Source organism: Priestia sp. USM5 (assembly GCF_058323215.1).
Map to the genome: position 1 here is coordinate 4,071,973 of NZ_JBSGKN010000001.1, position 17,509 is coordinate 4,089,481.

Annotated in this window: 22 protein-coding genes; 8 read left to right on the forward strand and 14 right to left on the reverse strand. The window is 37.6% G+C overall.

Annotated features, from left to right (window positions below; genetic code table 11):
* The first annotated feature begins 514 nt into the window (after nt 1–514).
* The gene (locus tag ACWATA_RS21405) at nt 515–949 is read left to right on the forward strand and encodes an HIT family protein (RefSeq protein WP_014461670.1); all 435 of its coding nucleotides are present in this window, start codon (nt 515–517) and stop codon (nt 947–949) included.
* A gap of 85 nt (nt 950–1,034) precedes the next feature.
* On the opposite strand, the gene ACWATA_RS21410 is transcribed toward ACWATA_RS21405, so the two are convergent.
* The 3 genes from ACWATA_RS21410 to ACWATA_RS21420 form a co-directional block, all read right to left on the reverse strand.
* A complete protein-coding gene (locus ACWATA_RS21410; protein WP_049162858.1) occupies nt 1,035–2,930 on the reverse strand; it encodes an acyltransferase family protein in 1,896 nt (631 codons plus the stop codon).
* A 302-nt stretch (nt 2,931–3,232) separates the two neighbouring features.
* Nucleotides 3,233–3,676, reverse strand: coding sequence for a GNAT family N-acetyltransferase (locus ACWATA_RS21415; protein WP_098999424.1), 444 nt, complete (start codon nt 3,674–3,676; stop codon nt 3,233–3,235).
* Between the two features lie 17 nt (nt 3,677–3,693).
* Entirely contained in the window at nt 3,694–4,248 is a 555-nt protein-coding gene (locus ACWATA_RS21420; protein ID WP_028412553.1) for a PadR family transcriptional regulator, read from the reverse strand.
* A gap of 253 nt (nt 4,249–4,501) precedes the next feature.
* Here ACWATA_RS21420 and serC point away from each other — a divergent pair, with 253 nt between their 5' ends.
* Both serC and ACWATA_RS21430 read left to right on the forward strand, forming a co-directional pair.
* A complete protein-coding gene (serC, locus tag ACWATA_RS21425; RefSeq protein ID WP_165635910.1) occupies nt 4,502–5,599 on the forward strand; it encodes a 3-phosphoserine/phosphohydroxythreonine transaminase in 1,098 nt (365 codons plus the stop codon).
* 124 nt (nt 5,600–5,723) lie between these two features.
* The gene (locus ACWATA_RS21430) at nt 5,724–6,254 is read left to right on the forward strand and encodes a tryptophan transporter (RefSeq protein ID WP_028412555.1); all 531 of its coding nucleotides are present in this window, start codon (nt 5,724–5,726) and stop codon (nt 6,252–6,254) included.
* A gap of 257 nt (nt 6,255–6,511) precedes the next feature.
* Here the strand turns inward: ACWATA_RS21430 and yhzF are convergent, their stop codons facing one another.
* Nucleotides 6,512–6,730, reverse strand: a complete 219-nt coding sequence (gene yhzF / locus ACWATA_RS21435; RefSeq protein WP_465245805.1) for a membrane protein YhzF — start codon at nt 6,728–6,730, stop codon at nt 6,512–6,514.
* A 73-nt stretch (nt 6,731–6,803) separates the two neighbouring features.
* On the opposite strand from yhzF, the gene ACWATA_RS21440 reads away from it, so the two are divergent.
* Nucleotides 6,804–7,199, forward strand: a complete 396-nt coding sequence (locus ACWATA_RS21440; RefSeq protein ID WP_325077412.1) for a YtxH domain-containing protein — start codon at nt 6,804–6,806, stop codon at nt 7,197–7,199.
* Nucleotides 7,200–7,312: 113 nt separating this feature from the next.
* Nucleotides 7,313–7,909, forward strand: coding sequence for an HTH-type transcriptional regulator Hpr (locus ACWATA_RS21445; RefSeq protein WP_014461677.1), 597 nt, complete (start codon nt 7,313–7,315; stop codon nt 7,907–7,909).
* A 3-nt stretch (nt 7,910–7,912) separates the two neighbouring features.
* Here ACWATA_RS21445 and ACWATA_RS21450 read toward each other — a convergent pair whose 3' ends face one another.
* Nucleotides 7,913–8,257, reverse strand: coding sequence for a DUF1878 family protein (locus tag ACWATA_RS21450; protein WP_033580648.1), 345 nt, complete (start codon nt 8,255–8,257; stop codon nt 7,913–7,915).
* 476 nt (nt 8,258–8,733) lie between these two features.
* On the opposite strand from ACWATA_RS21450, the gene ACWATA_RS21455 reads away from it, so the two are divergent.
* Nucleotides 8,734–8,913 (forward strand): hypothetical protein, encoded by a 180-nt coding sequence (locus ACWATA_RS21455; protein WP_013055312.1) that lies wholly within the window; start codon nt 8,734–8,736, stop codon nt 8,911–8,913.
* A gap of 35 nt (nt 8,914–8,948) precedes the next feature.
* On the opposite strand, the gene ACWATA_RS21460 is transcribed toward ACWATA_RS21455, so the two are convergent.
* Both ACWATA_RS21460 and ACWATA_RS21465 read right to left on the reverse strand, forming a co-directional pair.
* Nucleotides 8,949–9,044: a YjcZ family sporulation protein gene (locus tag ACWATA_RS21460; RefSeq protein WP_016762974.1), complete on the reverse strand. Its 96-nt coding sequence runs from the start codon at nt 9,042–9,044 to the stop codon at nt 8,949–8,951.
* Between the two features lie 36 nt (nt 9,045–9,080).
* Nucleotides 9,081–9,170 carry a YjcZ family sporulation protein gene (locus ACWATA_RS21465; RefSeq protein WP_074682953.1) on the reverse strand — a complete coding sequence of 30 codons (90 nt, stop codon included), beginning with the start codon at nt 9,168–9,170 and terminating at the stop codon, nt 9,081–9,083.
* A 307-nt stretch (nt 9,171–9,477) separates the two neighbouring features.
* On the opposite strand from ACWATA_RS21465, the gene ACWATA_RS21470 reads away from it, so the two are divergent.
* A complete protein-coding gene (locus tag ACWATA_RS21470) occupies nt 9,478–10,401 on the forward strand; it encodes a peptidylprolyl isomerase (protein WP_013055311.1) in 924 nt (307 codons plus the stop codon).
* 42 nt (nt 10,402–10,443) lie between these two features.
* Here ACWATA_RS21470 and ACWATA_RS21475 read toward each other — a convergent pair whose 3' ends face one another.
* The 4 genes from ACWATA_RS21475 to ACWATA_RS21490 form a co-directional block, all read right to left on the reverse strand.
* Complete coding sequence (locus ACWATA_RS21475; RefSeq protein ID WP_013055310.1) at nt 10,444–10,626, reverse strand: sporulation YhaL family protein; 183 nt, start codon at nt 10,624–10,626, stop codon at nt 10,444–10,446.
* A gap of 65 nt (nt 10,627–10,691) precedes the next feature.
* Nucleotides 10,692–11,633, reverse strand: a complete 942-nt coding sequence (yhaM, locus tag ACWATA_RS21480; protein ID WP_013055309.1) for a 3'-5' exoribonuclease YhaM — start codon at nt 11,631–11,633, stop codon at nt 10,692–10,694.
* Nucleotides 11,634–12,102: 469 nt separating this feature from the next.
* A complete protein-coding gene (locus ACWATA_RS21485) occupies nt 12,103–13,356 on the reverse strand; it encodes an ABC transporter permease (RefSeq protein WP_048020592.1) in 1,254 nt (417 codons plus the stop codon).
* The gene (locus ACWATA_RS21490; RefSeq protein WP_325077413.1) at nt 13,349–14,248 is read right to left on the reverse strand and encodes an ABC transporter ATP-binding protein; all 900 of its coding nucleotides are present in this window, start codon (nt 14,246–14,248) and stop codon (nt 13,349–13,351) included. The genes ACWATA_RS21485 and ACWATA_RS21490 overlap by 8 nt, the downstream gene beginning before the upstream one ends.
* Nucleotides 14,249–14,389: 141 nt before the next feature.
* On the opposite strand from ACWATA_RS21490, the gene ACWATA_RS21495 reads away from it, so the two are divergent.
* Nucleotides 14,390–14,575, forward strand: coding sequence for a YhzD family protein (locus tag ACWATA_RS21495; protein WP_034267998.1), 186 nt, complete (start codon nt 14,390–14,392; stop codon nt 14,573–14,575).
* A gap of 40 nt (nt 14,576–14,615) precedes the next feature.
* On the opposite strand, the gene ACWATA_RS21500 is transcribed toward ACWATA_RS21495, so the two are convergent.
* From ACWATA_RS21500 to ACWATA_RS21510, 3 genes are all read right to left on the reverse strand, one after another.
* Nucleotides 14,616–14,888, reverse strand: coding sequence for an HU family DNA-binding protein (locus ACWATA_RS21500; RefSeq protein ID WP_013055305.1), 273 nt, complete (start codon nt 14,886–14,888; stop codon nt 14,616–14,618).
* Nucleotides 14,889–15,000: 112 nt separating this feature from the next.
* Nucleotides 15,001–15,804, reverse strand: coding sequence for an enoyl-CoA hydratase (locus ACWATA_RS21505; RefSeq protein ID WP_028412561.1), 804 nt, complete (start codon nt 15,802–15,804; stop codon nt 15,001–15,003).
* Nucleotides 15,805–15,810: 6 nt separating this feature from the next.
* Nucleotides 15,811–17,424: a long-chain fatty acid--CoA ligase gene (locus ACWATA_RS21510; RefSeq protein WP_367078759.1), complete on the reverse strand. Its 1,614-nt coding sequence runs from the start codon at nt 17,422–17,424 to the stop codon at nt 15,811–15,813.
* Nucleotides 17,425–17,509 lie beyond the last annotated feature (85 nt).

Here is a 17,509-nt window from a genome sequence, read left to right on the forward strand (position 1 = left end):
CAACTAATCATTACAAAGCTTCTTACATTTGGGATGAGGTGTCTACAGCAGGCATATTTCAGAAAACCTTATTGTAAATCGATGTATGTTTGATTCATAAGGGGATGGTAGTCATGAACGTAGTAAGAATATATATAATGGGTAGACAATAATGTTCATTTATTACTGTGTAAATGAGGTGTTTGTCAAAGACCAAGAACGATTTCGTTCACATTGTATATTTTTTTAGCTCAATGCTTAAATGAGGTGTTTGTTAAAGAGAATATACTTTTTCAAGTTACTGTTTCATTAGGCAATGTAATTACGTAAATGAGGTGTTCCTTAAAGATCATATGCTGCATTAAAAGCTATTTTTTCCTTCTTCACATGACGGGATGCATAATCGTTTGCATCCCGTTTTTGTGTATAAAATATGAGTGGCTATTTCTTGCCTGCTGATTGCATTTCTACTTTGTGGTAAAATAAACGTACATGTATACCCATACATTTATATTAGTAACGGAAGGTGAACATAATGAGCACACATGATGAAAACTGTATTTTTTGCAAAATTATTCGCGGTGAAATTCCAGGTGCAAAAGTATTTGAAAACGAACATGTATTAGCTTTTTTAGACATTAGTCAAGTAACAAAAGGTCATACGCTGGTGATTCCAAAAGTACATAAAAAAGACATTCACGAACTAACACCGGAAATTGCGCGCAATTTATTTGAAGTGGTTCCTCAAATCGCAAATGCAATTAAAGAAACATACAGCCCAATCGGCTTAAACATCTTAAATAATAATGGTGAAAAAGCTGGTCAATCCGTGTTTCATTATCATATGCACATTATTCCACGCTACGGGGAAGGCGATGGATTCGGTGCTGTATGGAAAGAGCATACAAGCGAATACACGCCTGAAAAACTTCAAGAAATCGCTGGCAATATTTCTTCTCGCCTTTCTTGAAACAAAAAAAGCTTACACATGTAAGCTTTTTTTGTTTTATCTATTAATCAGTTTATGATGTAAAACTTAATACGTCTCTCGCTCATTATGAACCATTTTCTGCCTTAACTTCTAAATTCATACGCTCTTCAATCAATTTTGTTAATGCTCTTGATCCTTCAGGTACCAAGTGGACACCATCTGATGTAAAGTATTCAGGGTGCTTAGAAGCCTCAGAGTACCAATCTACAAGCGTGACGTGATCAAACTTTTCAGAAGCAGCTTTCAAGTTCTTGTTCACGGTGCTTTCCCAGGAACGAGGAACGCGCGTATTCACTAAGTAAACGTCCGCTTGTGAAAAAGCTTTTAACAGTTGTTCAAGTTCTTCATTGGTAAAATAACCGTTCGTTCCTAACTCAATAATCACTGCGCTGTTCGGATTATTAAATGCTTGATAACTAGGAGTTAGCTGCAGTGCTTCATTGAGCTGCCTTCCTACTTTTCCGTCAATCGTAATACTAAGCGGCATCTCTTTAAGATTAGGAGCAATATCCAGCATGACCGAATCTCCAATCGCAAGAACATCTCTGTAAGAATTCGGCTGCTGTTCTTCTTTTGCATCAGATTTTTCTTCTGCGGAGTTCTTTTCCGCGTTCTTTGTTTTTTCATCCTCCGCTTTGTTCTTGTCTTTGACAGAAGTTGAAGCATTTTCTTTATGATTCGTTTGAATTTTAACCTCTGTTTGTTTTGCTTCGGTCTCATCCTTTTGCTGCGTACTAATAGCAAAGCTTGTCATATCCGCTGTAAACAACGCCAAAAAGAAAATGAGACTGCCCAAAACCGCTTGTCTCGAACGAGAGAGATTACGCCATTTAAAAAGCTCTCTCGGATGGTAATGCCGGAAATAATAGCGAAAACCGCGTGTGCGAATAGGCACCTCGATGTAACGGTACGAAAGTTCAGCAATGATAAATGTAATTCCTACTTGTAACAGCGCATGCCAATAGACCGGGCGTCCAATCTCGGCTACAGGTGTTGTAAGAACAATAACCGGATAATGCCACAAATAGATACCGTATGATCTAGTACCAAGCCAGCGAAGCGGTTTAAACGACAAAGCTTTTCCTAAAAAGCTACTAGGGTGACTAATCGTTGCAACCAGCACAGCAGCGTTTAAACAAATCAGCAGCATGCCACCTTGATAAAGAAAAGATGCATGCGTATACTCATCAACGCTCCATACGCAGAGAATAAATACAAAGAAGCTTACCATACTTACTGCGTTTAATACTTGCTTGCCCACAGCTGGAAGATTTTTTGATGATAAACGATACATCGGCCAGACAAATGCAAGTAAACAACCGATTAAAAGGGCAAACAGCCGAGTATCGGTTCCATAATAAATGCGGCTAGGATCTCCTCCTGGCTCATATAAAAAAGACATCAGAATGGCTGAGGCCATTACTCCAGCTAAAATAAATAGAGAAAGAATTCCTCTCTTTTTAATAAATTTCAAACCCAACAATAAAACAAGTGGCCATACAATATAAAACTGCTCTTCAATAGCAAGTGACCATAAGTTCTTTAAGGGTGACGGTGATCCAAAACTATCAAAATATGAAACTTTATGAAAAATAAACCACCAGTTACTCATATAAAAAATAGACGATAATGCATCGCCTCGTAGCGTTGTTAACAATGGTCGGTTAAATAAAATAACCCACGCTGCAGTTAATACGACCATCACATACACAGCTGGAAGAAGTCTTCTCGTACGGCTAATCCAAAAATGCTTCAAATTCTTTAAAGGATTTTCCCAAGATTGCACCAGTAAAATTGAGGTAATTAAATACCCAGATAATACAAAGAAAACGTCAACTCCTAAAAATCCTCCAGACGCCCATCCAAAGCCTAAGTGATAAGCAATCACAGCCATGACAGCAAAGGCCCGAAGTCCGTCCAAACTATATATATACCTATTTTTCTTTTCTTTTGCACTCATAAAAATGCCTCCAAGCAATATGTACAACAAATTTCTTTTCCAATAAATATTAAGAATATTACGTAATTGTTACATTTTTGTTACAAAAATCATTATATACAATATTATTACTTTCTTCAATATATCACTTACTGAAAATCAAAGAATAAGTAAAAAGAAACAAATTCACTATCTATCTTATTCATAAATTACTAATTTAGTAGTAGTCATATCGATTCTATCTGCATGCCACTAAACCCTACACGTTTCTTTCACCTTACCCGTTTTAAAAATAGAAAAACTTCACACAAATGGTGAAGTTTCTAAGGTGTCTTTAGCATATCGACGTGTGGGAGTCCTTCATCTGAATAAATATCGGAAATAGGTCTAAAACCAAACGATTCATAAAATGTTTGAAGTCTGCTTTGAGCTTGAATTTTAATTGTCTTCTCGTGCCATTCATTCTCTAGAAAAGCAATTCCTCTTGCTACTAGTTCTCTTCCGAGACCTGTACCGCGCTGTGCTTGTTTTACAATAATACGTCCAAGAGAAGCTTCCTTATAGCTAATTCCTTTTGGTAAAACTCTAAGGTATGCGATAATTTTCTCATCTTCTTTTTTGAACAAATGATAAGCAAATTTGTCTTTTCCATCTACTTCTAAGTAAGCACACTTCTGTTCCACAACAAAAATAGAGGTGCGAAGCTGTAGAATTTCATAAAGCTCATCGTTTGTCAGCTCTTGAAATGATTTTATGCACCAACTCATGATCTGCTCACCTTTTCTTATTGTTCTTTTTCAATTAAATTCAGCGTACGTTCAAGCCAATTGATATAGCTTGTCTCCCGGTCTTGAGCGCGAGATAGCACCAAGTAATGACCAAATTGAGGAGAAGAAACGGTAATGTGGTGATTAACTTCTTCTAAAAGATCATCCATTCGTTTCTTTAAAAAAGTCAGCTTCATTTTCCTGCTTGATAATTGGTTATCTATTTGTTGCTTTAACTCTTCTATTGACATGGATGAAGCAAAATAAGCTTTTAACATAAATTCATCTTTAGTTGTTTCAGGAATAGGATCAATCGTAGTGAGCCACTTGCTTAGCTCGACTCTTCCTTCTTCCGTTATCGAATACATCTTTTTTTCTAATTTTTTGCCTTGAATCACCGTTTCATAGCGAATAAATCCCTCTTCTGTTAATCGCTTGAGCTCGGGATAAATCTGGCTGTGTTTAGCACTCCAAAAATTACCAACCTCTTCTTTAAAAAGTCTGGTAATGTCATACCCGCTGAGCTCCTCCTGATTTAAGAGCCCTAATATTGCATATTTTAATACTCTCATTCTGTTCCTCCACATTATTTCTTCCATCAGTATAGCATATAAACATTTCATTTACATGTTTGCCAAAACATGTTTACGTATACTTTTTATTTATCTTTTTTCTATTATTTTCTCTTTACAGATTAATTTAAATTTTTGAAAAGTTACCTCCACAACCAAGAGTTTTCATGATAGTATAATGATATTCTTTCTGACATCAGTCATTAGCCATTTTGTATGATGAGTGTTCGAACTAATTTGAGGAGGAATTAATGTGATTACGTTAAACAGAGCTTATAATTTTAATGCAGGTCCATCTGCGCTTCCCCTACCTGTCTTACAACTTGCTCAAGAGGAGCTAGTTAACTTCAAAAATACAGGTATGTCTGTGATGGAATTATCACATCGCAGCAAAGAGTTTGAAGATGTATTAACACATGCTAAAGAAACACTAACGGAATTGCTTAATATTCCAGATACACATGAAATTTTATTCCTGCAGGGCGGAGCAAGCCTGCAATTCTCTATGATTCCAATGAACTTTTTAGCTCCTGATCAAGTCGGGGCATATGTGCTAACGGGATCATGGTCAGAAAAAGCGTTAAAAGAAGCAAAGAAACTTGGAAAAACTGCAGTGGTTGCTTCTACTAAAGAAGAGAACTACAGCTCTATTCCAACTTTAGATGATGTAAAGCTTCCAAAAGAAGAGATTGGATACTTGCATATTACGTCCAATAATACCATTTTTGGTACACAATGGGCTGACTACCCTTCTATTGAAGGAGTAGACTTAATTGCTGACATGTCAAGCGACATTCTTTGCCGTCAAATTGATGTATCTAAGTTCTCACTCATTTATGCTGGTGCTCAGAAAAACCTCGGACCATCTGGTGTAACAGTTGTCATTTTGAAGAAAGAATTGCTTAAACGTATCCCTGAAGGTTTACCAACAATGCTGAACTATGAGACTCACGTAAAGAGCAATTCTCTTTACAACACTCCTCCAACGTTTGGTATTTATATGCTTTCACTTGTTTTAGATTGGATTAAAGAACAAGGGGGCGTTAAAGCCATTGAAGCTCAAAATCATAAAAAAGCTAAGTTACTCTACGCAAGCATGGAACGTTCAAACGGTTTCTATACTCCTCACGCTACAGAGGAAAGCCGTTCAATTATGAATGTCACGTTTACTTTACCAAACGATGAGCTAACGGCTGAGTTTTTACAGCAAGCAAAAGAAAAAGGCTTTGTAGGATTAGCTGGACACCGTTCAATCGGCGGATGCCGCGCTTCTATTTACAATGCTGTGCCGCTTGAAGCGTGTGAAGCTCTTGCCGTCTTTATGGATGAATTTGCGCAGGCAAACGCGTAATTGGCAGAATTAGCTGATTCTTTTTTCACATAAATATGTTATAATCAGTATGTAAATATATGCAATGGGCATAGACGCACTATTGGTATATTTCGAGCTTAGCTTAGAAGAGGAGAGATGAGAAATGAATACAAAAGTTTTAGTTTCTTTAGCGTTATTAGTCGGAATTGGAGCGGTTCTCCACACGGTGGTACCTCCTATTTTATTTGGAATGAAGCCAGATATGATGTTAACAATGATGTTTTTAGCAATTCTGTTGTTTCCTAGCGTGAAAAATGTTGCATTGGTTAGCTTAACCACAGCGGTTATTTCCGCTTTAACAACAAGCTTTCCTGGCGGACAAATTGCAAACTTGATTGATAAACCAATTACAGCATTTGTTTTCTTTGCATTATTTATGCTTGTAAAAAAAGCAATAGGCATGAAAACACCAGTTGCTGCTGCTTTAACAGCTGTTGGCACGCTCGTATCAGGAACCGTATTCTTGTCAGCTGCCGCGCTAATCGTCGGCTTACCGGGTGGAAATAGCGTCATGGCACTTGTTGCTGCGGTTGTATTACCTGCAACAGTAGTAAATACAATCGTTATGGTCGTTATTTATCCAATTGTTCAATCCGTTCTAAAACGCACAAGTATCAAAGCAAAATTATCGTAACGTCAAGAGCCTGATTTAATTAAGAATCAGGCTCTTTTTTTACACCAAAAGCTAAGGCCCGCCAAAGCGTGGCGGACCTTTAGATAAAACGGTTCATTTATAGTAGTTTGCTGATCTTTTAGAGACAGTCTACAGTCCGGCTCTTAACTTTTTGTTTAAAAAGAAATGGTACAGGATGCTTTTCACTTAAATTTCATTTGCAGCTCATACAATAGGTATGAAGACTTACTATGTAATAAAGGTTTAAGTTCCCCATCCTAGGTTACATAATAAAGTATAAGCGCCAATAAAAAACTCGCAAAAGCCACTGTCGCACATGTAAGAGACTTTTGTTTAAGCACATGTTTAGGTGGATATGATGCCGTTCTAGTCGTAAGGCTAAACCATTTAAAGGCAGCCAGAAAAAAACTCAGGCTAATCATCAAAAGAATGAATAAAGCTATCCCATGTTGATAACCTCCTTCTTTTGTATAAATCTATGCTATTTTTTTATGATTATGTCAGAAGGAAGTGTTAGCAATTACTTTACTACATAGGAGGAAATAAATAATGAGTAGAATGAAAAAACTAGCAGCTGGAGCAGCAATCGGAAGCACCGTAGCCGCTATTACAACGCTTCTTATTACTCCATATTCAGGACGAGAACTTAAACAGCGTGTCAGTTCTCGAAAAGACCGAGTTAACGCTTCACAACAAGAGCTCTCAACAAAAATAAAAGCTGTTTCTCAACAAGTACAAATGACCGCCAGAGAAGGAAATACTATAGTGAAAAATATCGCAAGTGACCTTTCTACTACCCTTGGTCAGTTTAAAGAAGAAATTGTCCCTCATAAGGAATCCATTCAGCATCATTTGAAAGAAATCCAAAATTCTTTGTCAAACCTAGAGGAACATGTACAGACAACTAAAAATACCAATGAAAAAATTGACAAAAAAGAAGGTTAAAGCGCCTTCTTTTTTAATTTTTTAAAATTTTGTAAATTTACATCTTTATAATTTTTTATTTTATTGGCATAATAGAAGATAAATAAAAAAAGAGACTAAGTAGGTGGGAGAAGATGAAAAAGACTAGTGATCAGGATTACAGTTTGAAAGAAGCACTTCTATTTAGCCAACGTATTGCCCAATTAAGTAAAGCCCTTTGGAAAACCGTAGAGAAGGATTGGCAGCAATGGATTAAGCCTTATGACCTTAATATTAACGAGCATCATATTTTGTGGATTTCATATCATTTAAACGGGGCTTCCATTTCCGAAATTGCCAAGTTTGGAGTTATGCATGTTTCTACTGCATTTAACTTCTCCAAAAAACTAGAAGAACGAGGTTTACTTGAGTTTTCTAAAAAAGAAAGCGACAAGCGAAATACGTACATTCAGCTGACAGATAAAGGCGAGGCCATTTTACTGGATTTAATGGAACATTACGAACCTTCTAATAATTCAGTATTCAGCGGCGCACTTCCGTTGCGCGACTTGTACGGCAAATTCCCTGAGTTTATGGAACTAATGACCGTCATCCGCAAAATTTACGGTGAAGATTTTATGGATATCTTCGAGCGATCTTTCCATCATATCGAAGAAGAATTCACTGAAGAAGATGGCAAGCTTGTCAAGAAAGATAAAGAGAACCACCAGGAGACTATTTCAAACTCTTAATGGTTAGTCCCTTATCCATTGAATAATTTCAAAAAATTCATTCATCACATCTTGATAAGAAGGTTGATAACGAAGCGATTCGACCGTCTCTCTGGGAGTTAATTTATAATTCAGCATACCAACAAATTGTGTAAGAAGCGGAACAAAGTCTGTTAGGCCTTCCGCTTTTTGCTCAATATATTCGCTTTTTGTATCTTCACACAGAATTAAAATTTCCTCTACTTCCTTCTTTGTAAGCTGATTTCTTACCACTAAATCAATAAATGGTTTAGCTTCTTGTTCAGATGTCCCAGATAACAGTTTTATGTAATATTCTAAACGTGATACTCGAGATTCTAAAGTTTCCATCCGCTTCCCCTACTCCTTCAACGTTCATATATCTCTACTCCATATTGTACATGATTCATTCATGTTCTTCCAAATAATTCTTTCTTCGTCAATCACATTTCCTGTTTGAGTAGCACAGTATAAAGATTTTCATATACTGATTATGTACTCACTGCATATATTAATATAAATCCCTCTGTCCTTTTTAACAATCCTTTTGCACAATGGCTGATTGTTACTCATTTCTTATCCATTCACTTTGCTATTTCGTTGAAAACCTATTTCTCAACTTCTTAACTACCCTTTATAAAATAAAAACCGCATTTCTGTGTAAATACCTTTTGAAATTCTTTGTTCAACTGTATATATAACTATCTATTTTACCGCTTTTTTGGTAATGTTAATATAGATATTTGTAAATTCATACAAAGCTGTACTATATAAATGACTATAAGACTTTTTGTCTTCGTCACACTGATTTTGTTAGGGGGATTTTTATGTACATATTCTTTATTGTATTTGCACTATTCATTTTATTCTACATCAATGCACTAACAAATACATTGTGTATTCAAAAAGAAATTCCAGCTGAAAAACAGCCTAAAGTTTTTCGTACGATTAATGTATTAATTACCATTTTATTAGTTTCATCTTATATTGAAGTATCATTTACATAAAAAACGGTGAGATGTCTCACCGCTTTTTTATAGGCTTAGCAAAAACAGCTAGCGCCGATGATAACTAATAAGATGAATAATACGACTAATAGAGCAAATCCACTGCCGTATCCGCATCCGTAAGAACCCATATCTATCGCCCCTTTCCTTTTATATTCATCTGTTTCCTAGTGGTAACATGCACAACCAACAATGACTAATAAGATAAACAGTACAACTAATAGTGCAAAACCGCCTCCATATCCGCATCCGCTCATTTGAGCACCCCCTTTGTTTACTAATACTGCATCTTATGCATCAGCTCAAAAAACGTCTAGGCTTTTAGCCCAAACTCCATAATTTATTTCTCTTGCTTCTCGTTTGGAGATTACTCTGTGAGTTTGCCCACCATTTTGAAAACGCTTTATAAAAAAGCCATCATAAGCGTATAATCACTCCATGCTTAGTGGAAAATAAATGTAAATTTACGTGGTTTTAACTTCATTTGCTAACATCAGGAAATGTGATATAGTAAATCTTGAGTCAAGCTACATAAGTAAAAATGATGAGTAGGAGTGTTTACGTATGAAAAAAAGCTTAGTTGCACTAACAACGGCAGCCAGCCTCGTTGCTTTATCAGCATGCAGTGGGGGAAATGATGCTTCAAATGCAAACGATTCTTCAAAAGTAATTGTAGAAACAAAAGCAGGCAATATCACTCAAGGTGATTTGTATAAGCAAATGAAAGATACAATCGGACAAGACCAATTTAATACACTCGTACGAAGCGTTACCGAAGAAAAAGTATTGAGTAAAAAATATAAAGTAACGGATAAAGAGCTTGATCAGCAGCTGAACATTCTAAGAGAACAATACGGTGATCAGGTGGATTCAGTTATTAAGCAAAAAGGCGAAAAAGAAGTCAAAGATATGCTAAAAGTTGATATTCTCCGTGAAAAAGCTGCTACGGCAGGCATTAAGGTATCGGACAAAGAACTGAAAAAAGCTTATGATGAATATAAAGCTCAAAAACCTCAAATTCGCGCAAGTCATATTTTAGTAAAAGACGAAAAGACAGCAAACGAAGTAGAAGCGAAAATCAAAAAAGGCGAGGATTTTGCTAGTCTAGCAAAAGAATATTCAACGGATCAGCAGTCTGCAGCTAACGGCGGCGATTTAGGCTACTTCGGTGAAGGCCAAATGGTTAAAGAATTTGAAGAAGCGGCTTACAAGCTGAAAAAAGGTGAAGTAAGTAAACCAATCAAAACAGAGTACGGCTACCATATCATTAAACTAGTCGATAAAAAGAAAGTAGAATCGTTTGAGAAAAAGAAACCCGAACTTGAGCAGCAAATCAAACGTTCAAAAGTAGATCAAGCAGAAGCGAACAAGAAGATTCAAAAAGAGCTTGATAAAGCAAAAGTGGAAGTCAAAGATAAAAATGTAAAACCAATTTTCGAAGAAGGTGCGACAGATAGTCAATCTGGCGTAGAAACTCCTCAGCAGTAATGCTAAGAGCCTGTCACTCATGTGACAGGCTCTTTTATATAATCAGATAGAATCGCTGTTGCGTCTTTCTTTTTCCACTTGCATTCTTTCGATGAAGACTTGTCCCTCTTTTTCAATAAACGAATCATCCACTTGCTTATCATGTTGTGCAGCACGAATTGCCATAAATCCACTAAAGAAAATGCCTGCTACAACTAAATAAATCCAAATTGGTAGTGTCACCATATATTGATCCCCCATCACAGTTATTTACAACCACTATATGCGAAGGAAGAAAGACTTATACCTTTTTAATCAATCGTTGGTTTATAAAATGAACGATTATCAAGTGCAAAAATACGCTCTGTAAATTCACCAGGCTTCACTTTTGTTAATGCTCGGTCCAGCATATTCATTTTAGCGTCTACATTGTCAATCAAATGAAGCATCTCAGCCTCTTTAATTAACGGCTTTTTCGGACTTCCCCACTCTTCCTTACCGTGATGCGATAATACAAGGTGCTGAAGAAGCATGACCTCTTCTCCTTCAATCGCTAATTCTTCCGCCGCTTTTCCAATTTCATTCACCATAATCGAGATATGGCCAAGCAAGTTCCCTTCGACTGTGTATATCGTCGAAACAGGACCTGAAAGTTCAAATACTTTGCCAAGGTCATGAAGAATAACTCCAGCGTACAGCAAGTCGCGGTTTAAGCTTGGATAAAGGGTTGAAAATGACTCAGCCAGCTTCAGCATAGACACCACATGGTAGGCAAGCCCCGATACAAACTCATGGTGATTTTTAGTTGCTGCCGGATATTCTAAAAATTCCGTTTGATATTTTTTAAACAAATGGCGAGTAATGCGCTGGACATTTGAATTTTTCATTTCAAATATACTCTTTGTAATATGTTCCACCATTTCTTCTTGAGATAAAGGCGCCACTTCTAAAAAGTCAGATGTGCGCACTCCGTCTTGGGGCTGTGCAGGACGAATGTTGCGTATTTTCAGCTGGTTGCGCCCGCGGTAATTCATTACTTCTCCAGCAGCTCGCACAATCTTTTGAGCAGCATAATTTTCCTCGTCATCTGGGGATGCATCCCACAGCTTGGCTTCAATATCACCTGTTTTATCCTGTAGGATTACCGTTAAAAATGGTTTTCCATTGCTTGCAATTCCTCTCGTTGAGGATTTAATTAAAAAATAAAGATCAACTTGCTCTCCTACTTCGTATTGAGCAATTCCTTTTGTCATGCCCTTTTCCTCCTTACCACTTCATTCTATGTATTTGATAGCAAAGCTCTTATCGCTTCGTCCGCTTATTTACAGCTCTTTACATTTCATTTTACCATCGCTTGGCACCGAATGCACGGGTAGACGCTTTTTCATAAGAGATGAGATTATGACACAACAAAATCAATACAATCTAAAGACAAACAGATTGGATAAAGGAGCGAGTATGAATCGCTTGAGGCACCGCTGTTGATTTCCGTGCAAGACTTCTCTTTCCGGCAGCCGCTGAGCCTCCTCGTCGCTTCCGCTTTCTCCGCAGGAGTCTTCGTCTTGCTCTCCAATACACAGCTAGAAACAACTACATACATGCAAACTATGGTCACCATACCAATAAAAAAATCCGGACGAGTTGGATTCTCCATCAAGAATCTAGATTGTTCGTCCGGACCTCCCTTCAACTAATCTACTTTTGTCTCAGCCTCTCACTTCTTTATGTTTCTTTTTTCGTTAACTGCAGCGCCTTTTTAATATCTTTAAAAGAGGTAGATTGACCATACATAAGGACTCCTCCTTTATACACACGGGCACCAAATATAGCTAAAGCAGTAATCGTCACAACCAAAATTCCTATCGATACACTCACTTCCCACATAGGAACATTTAACATACCTACACGCAAAAACATAATCATCGGAGCAAAAAACGGGATAAAAGATGTGACCGTAATGATTGTGGTTTCAGGATCACCAAGTCCAAACATAGCAATTAAAAAAGCGGCCACAATCACAAGGGTCATGGGCGTAATCATTTGCTGTACATCTTCAATACGGCTCACAAGAGAACCTAAAAAAGCCGCGAGCGTAGCAAAAAGAAAGTACCCTAATATGAAAAAGACAAATGCATACACGAATGTAGTCAGCGGAACATCATTAAATCCGAGATAAGAAAAGATGCCGTTATGATTTGTTTCCACACTGGCTTTTAACGATGTGTAGCCCACGCTCAGTATCACTGCAAGCTGTGTTAAGCTGAGCAGTGCAATTCCAATGATTTTAGCAAACATTTGTGTAATAGGTGATACGCTCGATACGAGGATCTCCATAACGCGGGATGATTTTTCAGTAGCTACTTCCATCGCAATCATGCTCCCATACATGATAACGGCAAAATAAATAACAAACAGCAGAACATACACAAGACCTCTTGCTTGATTTAGCTCTTGTTCTGTTTTAGCATTTTCAACTAACGCTTCTTTTTTAAATGAAACAGGGCTGTAAAGCTGATCAATTTGCTTTTCTTCTAAACCAATTTTCACTGTAGCCATAGCCACTTTTGTTTGCTGTACCGCCTGTTCTAAGGTAGATGAAAGATTTGATTCGGCCAAAGAGTTAGCTTTGTACACAGCTTGAGGCAGCTGCTTATCGTTTAAAGATAAAAGTAAATAGCTATCGAGCTGCCCGCTTTTTACCGCTTGCTTTGCCTTAGCCTCAGACGTAAATTCTTTTAAATGAATGTCTGAATCCATAGCATTTACATTTTGTTTGAACAACGTATATACGCTTTCCACTTCATAGATGACACCCACATTTGTGCCATTATCGTCTGAATTAAAAACGTCGATAATTTTCTCCATATTTGTAAGAGCAACTAGAATAAGAGCAGTAATAATCGTCGTAATAATAAAAGATTTTGTTTTTAATTTATTAAGATATGTATGAAAAACGATGACCCAAAATTTATTCATAGGAAGCACCTACCTTTTCAATGAAAATATCATTTAATGAAGGCTCTTCCACTGCAAATTTAGATACAAATGAAAAATGTTTAAGTTCTTGAAAAATGAGTTGCGATACGGATTCATGCTGAATTTGAACAATCATGCCTTCAACCGTTTTTTTCACCTTTACAACACCTTCAAGCTCCCTAATTCTCTCAAACGGACCTTTCCCATGTATAATGACGTTTTTCTTGCCAAATGAACGCTTGATCTCCGGCAGTCTTCCATATACAACAGGCGTACCATGATGCATAATACATAAATATTCACAAAGTTCTTCCACATGTTCCATTCGATGACTTGAAAAAACAATCGTCGTCCCGCGTTTTTTCAAATCAAGTACCGCTTCTTTTAGTACCTCTACGTTTACAGGATCCAAGCCGCTAAAAGGTTCATCTAAAATAAGCAGCTCGGGACGATGAATAACGGAAGCGATAAATTGAATTTTTTGCTGATTTCCTTTGGATAGCTCTTCTACTTTTTTTGAAGCATATTGAGGAATATTAAATCGAGATAACCAGCGCTCCATTTCTTGCAGCACGTTAGCTTTTTTCATCCCGCGCAGCCGTCCTAGATAAACAAGCTGATCTTTGACTTTTAATTTCGGATATAATCCCCTTTCTTCTGGAAGGTAACCAACTAGATGGCTTCTACTGTAAGTTAAAGATTTATCATTCCATTGGATGTGACCTGAGGTTGGTTCAATGAGCCCTAAAATCATTCGAAACGTCGTTGTTTTGCCAGCACCGTTTGCACCTAAAAAACCAAACACTTCACCCTTTGGAATTTGCAAGGATAGTTCATTTACAGCTGTAAATTCACCGTACCTTTTTGAAACTTCACGGATAGAAAGAGACATTTAATTCCTCCTTTGTAAATAAACCTATGTTTATTGTATGGAAAAAAATGATATCTGTAAACCTTAGCAGGATTTAGAGGAATAAGACGAGAAATATGTTGAATACGCTTACAATTATACTATAAGAGGAGAGTAGATTTTATGAGTACTTATACATTAACCGCTTTTGAAAAGACTGGAGAAAAATTAATAGATGAAAGCTTCGAAGCAGCTTCTGAAACAGAAGCAAAGACAATCGGCACCAAAAAGTTAGAAGGGCTTGCCTACTTAGAAAAAACACATCGATGCGTTAGCTCTAGCGGAAAACTTGTATTATTTCATCGTTAATACAAAACGCCGGAAAGGTTTAGCTTTCCGGCGTTTTATATTACTTTACAGCTTCTTTTAGTTCTTTACCAGCTTTAAATGCCGGTACTTTTGATGCTGGAATTTGCATTTCTTCACCCGTTTGAGGGTTACGGCCTGTACGAGCAGCACGCTCGCGTACTTCAAATGTACCGAAGCCGATTAACTGAATTTTTTCACCTTCACCTAGCGTTGATGAAATTGTTTCTAGTAATGCGTCAACTGCTTTAGATGCATCTGCTTTTGTTAACTCTGATTTTGTTGCCACTGCGTTTACTAAATCTGTTTTGTTCATTTCCAATCACCTCATTAGTTTCTACATTATCTTGTGTTACCACTGTTTTGCAACTTTTAAACATGCTCTATCAATATGATAGACAAAAATATTGGCTTTTAAACTAGTTCACTTAATTTTCGGAAATATCTTTTTCACTTTGATTAAAAACAGGCGCTCGCTTTTCCAGAAACGCACGTACACCTTCCTTATGATCCGAACTTTGGCTCATAGCAAACTGACTTCTTTTCTCAAGCGCAAGCACTTGCTTTAATTGTGAAATAGATGTCTCCACATAAATTCGCTTTGTTTCCTTCAAAGCACGTGAAGGTTTTTTTAGCCAATATGAGAGATAATCTTCTACACGCTTCGCCAAATCTCCTTCTTTTATTTCATCAATTATGCCAAATTGATGAGCTTCCTCTGCTTTTAATGTCTTTCCTTCCCAAATTAGCTGTTTCGCACGATGAGAACCGATGCGCTTTTCTAGTAAAAAGTGACCGCCTCCGTCTGGAATTAGAGCAATGCCGATAAAGTTCATCGCAATTTTCGTGTGTCTTTCTGCAATAATATAATCAGAAGCAAGCGCAATGCTGAGCCCTAGCCCTGCTGCCGCACCGTGCAGTACACTTATCGTCATTTGAGGCAGGCTGTATAAAGTCAGCACGGCTTCATTAATTAAATCCATCACCTGCTCAAAACGTTCTGATTGTGAAGGTGACATCATCATATTAATATCTCCCCCTGCTGAAAACACTTTTCCGTTTCCTTTTACTACTAAGAAGTCCACTTCACTTTCTTCCACAACTTTTAAACATTGAATAAACTGCTCTAGCACTTCTTCGTTTAATGCATTTAACGCATCCGGCCTGTTAAACGAAATTGTGGCGACACGCTCTTGCAAAACTAGTTCTACTACTTTTAATTCGACGGTCATATTTACTCACCCTTTCTGATAATGATTGAGGACTTGTTCACGAAGCGTACGTTTTAAAAACTTTCCGACCGTTGTCTTTGGGATTTCATCCATAAATAAAATGTCATCTGGAAGCCACCATTTTGCGAACTGCGGCGCTAAAAATTTGAGCAGCTCTTCTGACGAAACGACACCTTTATATGCATCTTTTAACACGACACAAGCAACTGGACGCTCTTGCCACACCTTATGAGGGACTGCTATGACACAGGCTTCGAAAACAGATTCATGGGCAATCAGCGCGTTTTCTAGATCAACCGATGAAATCCATTCTCCTCCGCTTTTAATTAAATCTTTTGTTCGGTCTACAATTTTGATCGTTCCCTCTTCGTCAACCGTCACAATATCTCCCGTATACAGCCAGCCGTCTTTAAACGTATCTTCTGTTCTTTTATCCTTGTAATATTCAGAAGCTACCCATGGCCCCTTTAGTAATAGCTCACCCATTTCCACTCCATCCCAAGCAACTTCTCCATTTTGACCTATTACTTTCATTTCAACGCCAGGAACTAAGAAACCTTGCTTCGCTTTTACGCTGAGCTGATACTCAGGGTCTTCGCTGTACTGATAGCTTTTTAAGCGGGAGACGGTTACAACAGGGCTTGTTTCCGTCATTCCGTATGCATGCATAAATTCAATTTGATATTTTTCCTGAAATTCTCGAATGACGCTTTTTGGGGCCGCTGATCCGCCGCATAAAATAGCCCGCAAACTATCAACTGCGTAAGGCTTTTTTTCTAACTCTTGTAAAAAATTTAACCAAACGGTAGGTACTGCTGCAGCAAGAGTTACTTTCTCTTGTTCAATGAGAGAGGCAATCGTCTCTGAGGTACAAAAAGCGCCCGGCAGCACGAGCTTTGTCCCAAACCAGACCGCAGCAAAAGGAATTCCCCATGCATTTACATGAAACATTGGAACGATAGGCATAGCGGTATCACCTTCTGATAATCCAGCACTATCAGCAAGTCCTAGCGCCATACAGTGTAAATAAATAGCGCGATGAGAATATACAACGCCCTTTGGCTCTCCTGTAGTAGCAGAGGTATAACAAAGGCCTGCTGGTTCTTCTTCGCTTAAACCTTGAACAAAGGAATGCGATGCATCCCCTTGCTGAATCCAATTTTCGTAATGATACACTGGCAACTCTGTTTCTGGCAGCTCACCTTCATCTGACATAAGGATATAGGCTTCAACATGTGGAAGCCTTTGATGAATGCTTTCAAATAAAGGTAAAAAGCATTCATCAAGTAAAATGACTTTATCGTGTGCATGGTTAATGATGTATACAATTTGCTCAGAATCTAACCGGATATTAATTGTGTGAAGCACAGCGCCTATTCCCGGTACAGCAAAATAAGCCTCTAGATGTCTATGATGATTCCATGCAAACGTTCCGACTCTTTCTCCTCGCTTCACTCCAATTCGTTCTAGCATACTAGAGAGCTGCCGAGTCCGTTTTATTAACTGATTATAAGTTAAACGTTGAATCCCTTTTGAAGATTTAGAAACCACTTCTTTTTTACCAAACAGCTTTTCAGCTCTTTCCATCATAGATGGTACGGTTAACTGTACATTCATCATTAAGCGGCACCTCGCATCGTCATAATAAGAAAACGCTTACAACTTTCTTATATATTCAACAGATTCCGACATTTCCCTGCTGAAA